The organism is Daejeonella lutea, from assembly GCF_900168015.1.
GTDB lineage: Bacteria > Bacteroidota > Bacteroidia > Sphingobacteriales > Sphingobacteriaceae > Daejeonella > Daejeonella lutea.
Map to the genome: position 1 here is coordinate 1125716 of NZ_FUYR01000001.1, position 11902 is coordinate 1137617.

Here is an 11902-nt window from a genome sequence, read left to right on the forward strand (position 1 = left end):
ATAAGATGAAAGGAATATTCACCGGAGCACTCATTTGTATATCAGCAGGATTCTTTGCCTGTAACACCCGTCAATCTGAAAAAACAATGGACGACAGCATAACACACCACCTGGACACAGGAGCTTTTAGCAAAGTATATGACGGAAAAAAAGTCAGTTCGTATGAAATTGGAAATGGCAAAATCACAGCACATTTCACAAATTATGGTGCCCGAATCGTAAGTCTCTGGGTGCCGGACAAAGACGGAAAAATGACCGATGTGGTTGTCGGCTTTGGAAACATTGATGGATATCTAAATTCAACGGAACCTTATTTTGGTGCTACAATCGGTCGATACGGTAACCGCATAGCCAAAGGAAAATTCAAGATTGATGGCGTTGAATATAATGTGCCGTTAAATAACGGCCAAAATGCATTACATGGCGGAAAGAAGGGATTTCAGGATGTTGTCTGGGATGTGAAGCAGCCTGATAGTAAAACCTTAATTTTTACTTATCTGTCGAAAGATGGTGAAGAAGGATTTCCTGGCAATTTAACAGCGAAAGTCACGTACTCAATCACTGCCGATAATGAAGTAAAGATGGAGTATGAGGCGATCACCGATAAAAAGACGGTTGTAAATCTGACGAATCACGCATTTTTCAACCTGAACGGAGAGGGAAGCGGTGAAATTCTCAAGCATTCGGTGCAGATCTTCGCCGATAAATTTAATCCGGTGGATAGTACATTGATCCCGTCGGGACAGCTTCAAAGCGTATCAAACACACCATTTGATTTTACCAGTGCAAAAACCATTGGAGAAAGAATTAATGCTGATGATGAGCAGTTAAAATTTGGGAAAGGGTATGATCATAATTACATTCTCAGAGGCAATAAAGAAAACGGCATGCTACATGCTGCAGCAGTAAAAGGTGATAAATCTGGAATAAAGATGGATATCTATACCCAGGAGCCTGCTATGCAATTTTACAGCGGCAATTTCATGCAGGGTAAAAACAAGTTTAAAAACGGTAGTACAGATGAATTCAGGACCGCTTTTGCGATGGAAACCCAACACTTTCCGGATTCTCCTAATCAACCCACCTTCCCAACTACTTTGCTAAATCCCGGAGAAAAGTATCATACCGTCTCCATTTACAAATTTTCAACAGAAAAATAGGCTTAGGCGCAGCTAGCAACGTAAAAACAAAAGGCCAATTGACATCATCATTTGGCCTTTTGTTATTTGTTATTTTAACAGTTCTACAAAACCTGTCATTCTATAAATTTAATTTGATCCAGGGTACCAATTTTTTATCCTAACATCAATCTTTCTGTTCTTTTCGTTAACCAGCTTTTTAAATGCATTTATATCCTGTCCACGGTGGTGATAGGGATAAACTATTCCAGGTTTGAATTCAAGCACTGCGCTTGCTGCTTGATTTATATCCATAGTGTAAGGCAAATTCATGCACACAAACGCAATATCTACGTCTTCCAAAGCGCGCATTTCCGGAATATCTTCCGTATCTCCCGAAATGTAAATACTCTTACCACCTATTGTTAAAAGATACCCGTTGCCTCTCCCCTTTGTATGTCGTGCTTCAGCGTCCTGAGGCAAATTATACATTGGAATAGCCTTGATCATCATGGCGAGCTGACTAGTTTGCATCCCATTGTTTAAAATCACCAATTTCTCTCTCAGTGATAAGGGAAGCTGCAAAGCGACAGCTTGAGGGGCGACAATAATTGCCTGTTTTGTGTTTAGTGCTTCCAGGGCCTTTAAATCCATATGGTCGCCATGCACATCAGTAATAAGGATAATATCTGGTGCAGCAAATGACTTATACATCTCCGGGCTTCCCGTGGGATCGACATAAATCGTTTTATTATCCCAGGTCAGTACCACGGAAGCATGCATTACCGGATGAATTTTTAACAAGCCTTTGCTTGTTTTTATCTCGTCAGTCGGGCTTTTCTGTGCCATCACCTGAGAAATCCCAATAAAAAAAACTGCGAAAAATATTTTAAGCCTCATGGTCTTATTTTTTACCAATATAATTAACTATCTGTTGGTTTCAGACACAATTTTTAACGTTTTGAATGTCAAAAACGTTTGCTGCGATTATGTTTATTTTATGGAAGCAAGGGTTTTAAGAATTTTCCTGCAAAGTCCCTATGATTTCAAAAATGCCCGATATTCCTGCTGCAAAACAATCAGGCAGTCCGCACATAAACATCCTTCAAAACATTCACTCACGTATTGCACCTCATTGAGGTTAAGCTGAACCTTACTGCACTGGCACTTGGTATACGAGTTAGCCTTACACTCAACCCGCTTACCACAGCGTTCACAAGAAATGATTTCGTGTTTTGATAAATCCATATTTCAAATTGGCACTATGACGAGCAAGTCACGCACCCTTCATCCATACTGCAGCTCGGGCCACTGACGATTGAAGGTTCAATTCCTGCAATATCATTTTTACTTGCGTCCTCTATAATCGGAACGAGTGGCTCCATGGTTTTGCCGCCTTGCTTTTCAACAGTAAACTGTACCGCCTTACTGGCAGCTTGAGTGCGCAAATAATACATCCCCGTTTTCAAACCTTTCTTCCATGCATAAAAGTGCATGGAGGTCAACTTCCCTGTATTTGGATTATCCACAAACAAGTTTAAGGATTGTGACTGACAGATAAATGCCCCGCGATCTGCTGCCATGTCTATCAGGTTCCTTTGTTTAATCTCCCAAACGGTTTTATAAAGCTCCCTGATCTCAGCAGGAATAGCCTCAATATGCTGTACAGAGCCATTCGCAGTAATAATGTTATCCTTCATCGCATTATTCCATAAACCCAATTGTACCAGATCCTTTAAAAGATGTTTGTTTACGATCACGAACTCCCCGCTAAGGACCCTTCGCGTATAAATATTGGAGGTGTAAGGTTCAAAGCATTCGTTGTTTCCTAAAACCTGGGACGTTGACGCAGTTGGCATGGGTGCAACAAGCAATGAGTTCCTTACACCATACTTGATCACCTCGGCTCTCAGGCCTTCCCAGTCATACCTTTCTGAAGGTTTGACATCCCATAAATCAAACTGAAATTTACCCTGAGACAGCGGTGAGCCTTGAAAAGTTTCATATGCCCCGGTTTCTTTAGCAAGATCCTTACTCGCGGTCATCGCCGCAAAATAAATCGTCTCAAAGATATTTTTGTTGAGCATTTTGGCCAGTTCACTTTCAAAGGGCAGGCGCATAAGTATAAAAACGTCAGCAAGTCCCTGCACACCTAACCCAATAGGCCGATGGCGCATATTCGATCTTCTGGCTTCTTCGACTGGGTAGTAGTTATTGTCGATGATTTTGTTGAGGTTTTTGGTCGCCTGATAAGTGATCTGGTAGAGTTTCTCAAAGTCGAAACTATTATTAATTACAAATCTTGGCAGGGCAAGTGAAGCCAGGTTACAAACCGCAACCTCATTTGCATCAGTATACTCCATAATCTCCGTACACAGGTTGCTGCTTTTGATAGTACCAAGGTTTTGCTGATTGCTCTTACTATTCGCGGCGTCCTTGTAAAGCAAATAAGGTGTTCCCGTTTCGATTTGCGCGTCCAAAATTGCAAACCAGAGTTCCTGAGCTTTGATAGTTTTACGGGCCCTTCCCTCTGCCTCATACTGGTGATACAAATTTTCAAATGCTTCACCATGGCATTCGTGCAGTCCCGGTGCCTCATGCGGACAGAACAAGCTCCATTCCGCATTCGCTTCTACCCTTTTCATAAACAGATCAGGCACCCACAACGCGTAAAAAAGATCCCGGGCCCGCATCTCTTCCTTGCCGTGGTTTTTTCTCAGATCTAGAAATTCAAAAACATCGGCGTGCCATGGCTCCAGGTAAATTGCGAAAGCACCTTTTCGCTTCCCTCCGCCCTGATCGACATACCGTGCTGTATCATTAAACACTTTTAGCATCGGGATGATCCCATTACTCGTGCCATTCGTACCACCAATGTAACTTCCTGTGGCGCGGACGTTGTGAATCGCAAGTCCAATGCCGCCTGCACTTTGCGAGATCCTTGCCGTTTGTTTTAATGTGTCATAAATGCCGTCTATACTATCGTCTTTCATCGCCAGCAGAAAACAAGACGACATTTGGGGCTTAGGTGTACCCGCATTAAATAAGGTGGGGGTTGCGTGGGTAAACCATCGCTCACTCATTTGATTATAAGTATCAACCACACTCTCTATATCATCTTTATGGATGCCAATTGCTACCCGCATATACATGTGCTGAGGCCGCTCTGCAATTTTTCCCTGAAGCCTAAGCAGATAGGACTTCTCAAGTGTTTTAAAACCAAAATAGTCAAAACCAAAGTCCCGATCATAAATGATCGAGCTATCGAGTATCTCTGCATTATTTTTTATAATCTCTATGACGTCATCAGCGATGAGCGGCATTCTTCGTCCGGTATGCTCATCTGTATAGTTATACAGTTTTATCATCGTCTCAGAAAAAGATTTCTCCGTATTCTTATGAAGATTGCTTACTGCTATTCTGCTAGCCAGCAAGGCATAATCAGGATGTTTAGTTGTCAGGGAAGCTGCGGTTTCGGCGGCCAGATTATCAAGCTCAGTAGTGGTTACTCCATCAAAAAGCCCTTCAATTACTTTTTTTGCAACATCGATCGGATCAACCAATTGACTTAATCCATACGACAGTTTTTGAATCCGCGCAGTTATCTTATCGAACTTGACACTTTCAAGTTTTCCGTTTCTTTTGTGTACGTACATTGTTTTCGTTTGTAGTTTATAATTCTTTGTATTAGGCTATATGTATAAGGAATTAGTAAGATTGAAAGGCATTTTCAACTTTCCACTTTATCCTTTCACCTAGGTTAAAAGTCCTCTTCCAAGGAAAAACTCTGCGTCTCTCTGCCGGAAAGCACGCCTGATTTTTGATAGTCTCCCACCCTTTTTTCAAAAAAGTTAGTTTTCCCCTGCAGGGAGATCATTTCCATAAAATCAAATGGATTTGAAGCACCATAAATCTTCGAATAACCTAATTCGTCGATCCAGCGATCGGCTACAAATTCGATATATTGCTGCATGAGCTTTGCATTCATCCCAATTAGGTCTACAGGTAAAGCCTCAGTGATAAATTCTTTTTCAATTTCAACTGCATCCCGAATTATCGAATGAATTTGTTCTTCAGGCAACTTGTTTGACAGCATCCTATAAAGCATACAAGCAAACTCGCAGTGTAAGCCTTCATCACGGCTGATGAGTTCATTGCTGAATGTAAGTCCCGGCATCAGGCCGCGTTTCTTAAGCCAGAAGATCGAACAAAAGCTCCCGCTAAAAAAAATTCCCTCCACAGCTGCAAAAGCAACCAGGCGCTCAGCAAATGTGCCGTTATCTATCCATCGAAGCGCCCATTCAGCCTTCTTCTTAACAGCTGGAACCGTATCGATCGCGTGGAAAAGATGATCTTTTTCCATGTTGTCCTTAACATAAGTATCGATCAGCAAAGCATAGGTTTCCGAATGGATATTTTCCATCATAATCTGGAACCCATAAAAACAACGAGCTTCAGGAACTTGCACCTCACTCATAAAATTCACTGCCAGGTTTTCATTGACAATGCCGTCGCTTGCTGCAAAAAAGGCTAGAATATGGGAAATGAAATGACGTTCTCCCTGATTTAGGTTTTCCCAGTCTTTGAGATCGCCCGACAGATCGATTTCTTCAGCTGTCCAGAAACTGGCTTCATGTTTTTTGTACATCTCCCAAATCTGGGGATAGTTGATAGGTAGGATCACAAAACGGTCCTTGTTCTCTTTTAATAATACTTCTTCGTGTTGCATATCTTATGTTTTTGTGGCGACAAGAGATGACAAAAGGCAACATTCCTTCGAAGAAAATGGGCGGGCTTTTGCCAAAACTTTAGTCGTGAAAGTTTTGAACAAACTATTTTGGCAGGTGTCTGGCTTTCCGGGGTATGAGGCATGAGGTATGAGGTATTAGCGCATCGCCAATACCTGAAACCTGACACCCGAACCCTTAGATTACAGTTGCACGTCAGCCCGTGATTTTCACACGGTTCCCTTTTAATTGTCCGCCATGGGCGAACAAACCTGGATAGTTTATGTAAAAGAACTTATGGACTAAAAGTAGAAGTTAAATCGCTTCACCGCACTTTTAAGTTTTAAACATGGTGTTAAGTTCTTAACATGTTTTAATCAGAAGTAGAACCATAGCGGTTTAAATATGTTAAGAGATGATTTACTAATCACTGAAACCATGGCGCAAAAGCTTAAACGAACCCTCTCACTTGCTGAGTGTATTTTTTTTGGAGTAGGTTCGATTTTGGGTGCCGGGATTTATACCATCGTAGGTAAAGTTGCTGGATTTGCAGGAAATATGACCTGGCTTGCGTTTCTTGTTGCTTCCTTAACTGCACTGCTTACAGCATTCTCCTATGCGGAATTAAGCGCGGTCTACCCCAAAGCTGGTGGCGAGTACGTCTACACGAAAAAGGCGATGGGCGAAAAAATAGGCACTGGAGTAGGTTTTATTATTGCCTTGAATGGGATTATTAGCGGAGCGACAGTTGCTGTAGGCTTTGGGGGTTACCTGGTTAAACTTGTCGACACTCCTATTGTCATCGCTGCCCTTGGAATTATTGCACTTATATTCCTTGTAAATCTTTCAGGAATCCGGGAATCTTCGATTATAAATATCATTTTTACTTTAATTGAATTTTCAGGGCTTGTACTGGTGATTATAGCCGCATTTCCAAAAATCGGTTCAGTGAATTTACTCGAAGGTGCAGAATCCGGAAAGGCATCTGTACTGATGGCAGCCTCTCTGGGATTCTTCGCTTTTATCGGATTCGAGGAAATTGTTAAACTGGCGGAAGAAACAAAAAACCCGCAAAAGACGATCCCCCGGGCACTTTTTGTTGCAAGTGCAATAGTAACTATTATGTATTTTATTGTTGCTGTGAGTGCAGTTTCAGCCCTGCCTGTTGAGAAGCTCGCGGCATCGTCCAGCCCGCTTTCCGATATTGCCGAAGATGGATTGGGTACGACAGCAGGGCTGATTATTATCATCATCGCGCTGTTTTCTACGTCCAATACCATACTTTCAAATATGCTGGGCAGCTCAAGGGTAATCTATGATATGGCCAAAGAAGTAAAGATAATGGGTGTATTCCAGCGCGTTTCGAAAAGGCAAACTCCCTATGCAGCACTTATTTTGATTTTGGTTGTTATGTCTGCATTTGCCCTGATCGGAAAGATCGAGGTTATTGCCATGATAGCTAACCTGTTCATCTTCATCACATTCTTTACAATAAACCTTTCCGTTATTCTCCTTCGCCAATCCGATCCTCAGAAAGTACGTCCCTTCAAAATACCCCTAAATGTGAATAACATGCCCATTATAAGTTTTCTGGGAATGGCTATGACGCTGCTGCTTTTTGGATTTAATGTTTATATCCTCATTAGTTGATGATTAGTTCGTGATCTTATAAAGATGAACTCCATAACCATCAAAATCATCTGAAAATTTTCCATTTTTGATGCTTATCGTTCTATTCTCTCCAAGAACTTCGGCCTTTTTACCCTTTAAAACTGTAAAGGTTGACTTCGTGCCCTCCTTACGCATTGCGACAGCAAAAATATACTCTGCGTTTTTATCCCTTTTGGTCATTATGTCGACCGGCGTTGCTGCATTACTGCTCGCAGCGCTGGCAAATAAATAAGTAGTGGGACTGTTCAAAATGCCGGCCAGCGAGGTTATCTGAGTATTAATAACTTTGATCGCTGCAATCATATCCTTATCGTGAAGCAGAGCAGCCTCATCCTGTGGTTCCTTAAATGAATGGCAAAAATACCCGATACCCTTAGCCCCATGTATCAGTGCCATCCATACTTCGGCTTTAACTTCGGCCGGGGGTGGCTTTCTCAGGCTTTTCGGATGAATTGCCGTTGTTTCAATCCAGCACCAGACAGGTTTCTTGCCCTCCGACCACATGTTCAGGTTGTCGATTCCTTTGGCAACATAGAAGAGATTGTCTTTGGTTTCAGCATCAGAATTATTTACAGGATAGATATCAAAAGACGCAATGTCACAGCCCTTTAAATAGCCATTGTTGGCGACCTTATACATGTCAGTATTCCCGGTACAGGTTCCGCGCCCATACCAATTTTGCCAGGCTACTCCCTGAGATAAATTCAGGTAAACTGGACGGGACGGGTCCTTTTTCTTTATCTCCTCATACCCATTTATAATAAGGGCCGGATCGATACATGGGTCATATTTTTTTGTGACCTTGTTCAATTGGGCATTGTCGGGTTCATCATCATGCATCCATGCGTAGATGGAAGCCTCCTGAAGGTTTGCCATCCCAAAAGTATTAGGTCTGCAAATTACCTTCATATTTGCAGTCTTCAATTCGCTAAGTTGTTTTTGATCCAAGGCTCTCCAAAGGCCTATATACATGTTTATACCATTTGATTTATAGGCTTGAGCATTAGACGTACTCCGAAGCCATACAGCGATAGGAAAATAATTGGGATCATGTTTTGTTTGCCCGGTAGAGATTAGGGCTGTCATCATTATTATAAATGCGAATAAACTAATTCTTTTCATACGGTATTTTGAATTTCAGTATTCAACTAAAGTTAAAAAACTTATATCAATGTGACTTGTTTACCAGAAATCAAACACATATTCCAAGATGAAAAAATACTTAATTATCTTCATGAGCTTTATCATCCTTGGCTCATGCACTCAAAAGCAACAGGAATTCTCAAGTGTAAAAAAAGGAATGACAAAGGAAGAAGTAGTTAAGCTCGTAGGAGAGCCTACCACAAAGCGCGACATTCTTGTAGCAGAAGTATGGAAATATGACCTGGCTGACCGAAGTGTAGTATTTAGAAATGGCAACGTTTACGACATTATTACAAGTACGGAAGCACGGGTAGATTCCATCGAAGCATCTCTTAAAAACGCTGGAAAAGGACTTAAGGAAAAGCTTGAGAAAACAGGCGATACAATCGACAGCGCCAGCCAAAGATTAAAAGATAAGATTGATGGCGATTCTGTAAAGAAAAAATGATTCCTTAGCGGGAAATGAAAATAAATTCAACAAATCCATTTGATGGAGCGGTAATCCAGTCTTACACCCCATATTCCGCTGCCCTTGTTGACGGAATTATTAGCGATATGCATACCGCATGGGATGCGTGGAGGGAAGTATCGTTCGCTGAGAAGTCGACACTATTGCATAAAACGGCCCAAATTCTTCGAGCTCGAAAATCTGCGTTAGCTATGCTAATGTCCATTGAAATGGGAAAACCATTAAAAAGCGGCATTACTGAAATTGAGAAATGTGCTGAATGTTGCGAATTTTATGCGATAAATGCTGAAGATCTATTAAAACAGGAACTTGTGAGCACAGACGCTAGAAAAAGCTACGTGACTTTCGAACCTATCGGTGTTGTGCTTGCTATTATGCCCTGGAATTTCCCTTTCTGGCAGGTAATCCGGTTTCTTGCCCCGACGCTAATGGCTGGAAATTGTGGTGTTCTAAAACATGCCTCAAATGTTTTTGGATGTGCTCTGGAAATTGAAAATATTATCAAAGAGGCAGGATTTCCAGACAATGTATTCAGGACCCTTTTGATACCTGGCTCAGAAGTAGAGCGCGTAATCGAAAATGAATTTATAGCAGCAGTAACCCTGACGGGGAGCACCGCAGCTGGTAAAAAAGTTGCCCAAAAAGCCGGATCATTGATAAAAAAGACTGTTCTTGAGCTTGGCGGAAGTGATGCTTATATAGTTCTAGAAGACGCGGATTTAGAGCTTGCAGCTGAGACTTGCGTAAACAGTCGGATGATAAATAGCGGTCAGAGTTGCATCGCCGCAAAGCGTTTCATTGTTGCGGAGCCAATTTTGGACCAATTCACAGACCTTTTTGTAAGAAAGATGGCTTCGAAAATAATGGGTGATCCGGCGGACGAAAAAACAGACATTGGTCCGCAGGCCCGAACCGACCTGCGCGATCAATTACATGAGCAGGTGAAAGCAAGCATTAGCAAAGGAGCTATTTGTTTGCTAGGCGGATTTATTCCAGAGGGAAACAATGCCTTTTACCCTCCTACTGTATTAACTAATGTCGCAAAGGGCATGCCCGCCTATGATGAAGAACTTTTTGGACCAGTAGCGGCAATTATTAGCGCTAAAAACGAAAATCAAGCGATCCAAATTGCAAATGATTCGATTTATGGACTTGGAGCGGCAATTTTTTCCAGGAATATTGAGCGTGCAGAAAAGATCGCGGCGACCCAGCTTCAGGCCGGATCATGCTTTGTGAATGCACTTGTAAAGTCTGATTCACGTCTACCTTTCGGTGGGATAAAACAGTCGGGATACGGACGAGAACTTTCAAATTATGGAATTAAGGAGTTTGTAAATATTAAGACGGTTTATATCGGAGGCTAGAACGGGTCCTTAAGCCCTGACCCCCATCCAAAAAAGACCCCTCGCTGACACTCACCCTACCAAATTACGGTGCAAACCGCTATCTTTGCAGCGAATTGGGAATCAATGAGTAAAAGAGGTAGAGTTCTGGTAGCCATGAGCGGCGGTGTTGATAGTTCTGTAGCAGCAGTAATGCTGCATGAGCAGGGTTATGAAGTGATTGGCCTGACGATGAAAACCTGGGATTATGCTTCTTCAGGAGGTTCGTCTAAGGAAACCGGATGCTGTAGTCTTGACAGTATAAACGATGCCCGCGCACTGGCAGTTGGGTATGGATTCCCCCATTATATACTTGATATTCGCGACGAGTTTGGCGACTTTGTAATCGACAATTTTGTTGATGAATACCTGGCAGGCAGGACCCCGAATCCTTGTGTTCTATGTAATACTCACATTAAATGGGAAGCACTGTTAAAACGTGCCGACAAACTTGATTGTGAATTTATAGCCACCGGACATTATGCGAACATCCGTCAGCAGGATAGCGGCAGATATGTAATTTCGAAAGGCAAGGATGAACATAAGGATCAATCTTATGTGCTATGGGGAGTTTCGCAGGAGAACCTTGCCCGTACACAGTTCCCATTAGGCAGCTTCGCAAAAGCTGAGATAAGGCAGATGGCAAAAGATATGGGGCAACTGGAGCTTGCGAACAAATCTGAGAGCTACGAGATCTGTTTTGTGCCTGATAACGATTACCGCGCCTTTTTAAGAAATAAAGTTTCAGACCTTGATGACCGGATTGGTCCGGGAAATTTCATGCTGAGCGATGGTACAATTGCAGGAAAGCACCAGGGATACCCCTACTATACCATCGGGCAACGTAAAGGTCTGGGGGTGGCATTTGGGCATCCGATGTTCGTAACCCGAATACTGCCGGAAACTAATACGGTAATGCTTGGAACGGTTGACGAATTAGAGCGTTCGGAAGCTCTCGTACGGAATATCAATCTGGTTAAATATGAGAGCATCAATGAACCTCTTGAGGCAATAACCAAAATTAGATATAAGGATTCAGGTGCGATGAGCACGCTGACCCAACTAGGCGATACGATTAAAGTTGACTTTCATCATTCTGTCTCAGGAATTGCTCCGGGACAGTCCGCTGTTTTCTATGAGGGAAATGATCTTCTTGGCGGGGGGTTTCTGGTATAAGTACGTGTAATCGGTAATCAGTAATCAGTGGCGTGACACGGCAAGTGATGATTATTCTCTGGCCAATGCCAGTGGATCCCGTGCTGTTAGCCTTTAATTATTGTCTGATTGAAGTCTACCGAATACTAGTTTTCTGCCCCAATATTAAGGTTCATAGTACCCTTCCATTTGTCTTTCCCTTTAATATTACCTTTATTTGCAAAATATCATTGTACT

Annotated in this window: 10 protein-coding genes and 1 riboswitch; of the genes, 5 read left to right on the forward strand and 5 right to left on the reverse strand. The window is 42.3% G+C overall.

Translation table 11 applies throughout. From position 1 onward, the window contains the following. The first annotated feature begins 5 nt into the window (after positions 1–5). Positions 6–1160 carry an aldose epimerase family protein gene (locus B5X60_RS05010; protein WP_079701518.1) on the forward strand — a complete coding sequence of 385 codons (1155 nt, stop codon included), beginning with the start codon at positions 6–8 and terminating at the stop codon, positions 1158–1160. Positions 1161–1268: 108 nt separating this feature from the next. Here B5X60_RS05010 and B5X60_RS05015 read toward each other — a convergent pair whose 3' ends face one another. The 4 genes from B5X60_RS05015 to B5X60_RS05030 form a co-directional block, all read right to left on the reverse strand. Beyond that, entirely contained in the window at positions 1269–2018 is a 750-nt protein-coding gene (locus B5X60_RS05015; RefSeq protein ID WP_079701519.1) for an MBL fold metallo-hydrolase, read from the reverse strand. 138 nt (positions 2019–2156) lie between these two features. After that, positions 2157–2366, reverse strand: a complete 210-nt coding sequence (locus B5X60_RS05020; RefSeq protein WP_079701520.1) for a cysteine-rich CWC family protein — start codon at positions 2364–2366, stop codon at positions 2157–2159. A 14-nt stretch (positions 2367–2380) separates the two neighbouring features. Next, a complete protein-coding gene (locus B5X60_RS05025; RefSeq protein WP_079701521.1) occupies positions 2381–4774 on the reverse strand; it encodes a ribonucleoside-diphosphate reductase subunit alpha in 2394 nt (797 codons plus the stop codon). Between the two features lie 104 nt (positions 4775–4878). Further along, positions 4879–5847 (reverse strand): ribonucleoside-diphosphate reductase small subunit, encoded by a 969-nt coding sequence (locus tag B5X60_RS05030; protein WP_079701522.1) that lies wholly within the window; start codon positions 5845–5847, stop codon positions 4879–4881. 93 nt (positions 5848–5940) lie between these two features. After that, positions 5941–6136: riboswitch (cobalamin riboswitch) on the reverse strand. A gap of 114 nt (positions 6137–6250) precedes the next feature. On the opposite strand from B5X60_RS05030, the gene B5X60_RS05035 reads away from it, so the two are divergent. Then, the gene (locus tag B5X60_RS05035) at positions 6251–7495 is read left to right on the forward strand and encodes an APC family permease (RefSeq protein ID WP_079701523.1); all 1245 of its coding nucleotides are present in this window, start codon (positions 6251–6253) and stop codon (positions 7493–7495) included. 3 nt (positions 7496–7498) lie between these two features. Here B5X60_RS05035 and B5X60_RS05040 read toward each other — a convergent pair whose 3' ends face one another. Continuing rightward, positions 7499–8638 carry an alpha-amylase family protein gene (locus tag B5X60_RS05040; RefSeq protein ID WP_139377363.1) on the reverse strand — a complete coding sequence of 380 codons (1140 nt, stop codon included), beginning with the start codon at positions 8636–8638 and terminating at the stop codon, positions 7499–7501. Between the two features lie 88 nt (positions 8639–8726). Here B5X60_RS05040 and bamE point away from each other — a divergent pair, with 88 nt between their 5' ends. The 3 genes from bamE to mnmA all read left to right on the forward strand — a co-directional run bounded on the left by bamE (position 8727) and on the right by mnmA (position 11686). Beyond that, positions 8727–9107 carry an outer membrane protein assembly factor BamE domain-containing protein gene (bamE, locus tag B5X60_RS05045; protein ID WP_079701525.1) on the forward strand — a complete coding sequence of 127 codons (381 nt, stop codon included), beginning with the start codon at positions 8727–8729 and terminating at the stop codon, positions 9105–9107. A gap of 14 nt (positions 9108–9121) precedes the next feature. Continuing rightward, positions 9122–10492, forward strand: a complete 1371-nt coding sequence (locus tag B5X60_RS05050) for an NAD-dependent succinate-semialdehyde dehydrogenase (RefSeq protein ID WP_079701526.1) — start codon at positions 9122–9124, stop codon at positions 10490–10492. 105 nt (positions 10493–10597) lie between these two features. Beyond that, positions 10598–11686: a tRNA 2-thiouridine(34) synthase MnmA gene (mnmA, locus tag B5X60_RS05055; RefSeq protein ID WP_079701527.1), complete on the forward strand. Its 1089-nt coding sequence runs from the start codon at positions 10598–10600 to the stop codon at positions 11684–11686. The last annotated feature ends 216 nt before the right edge of the window (positions 11687–11902 follow it).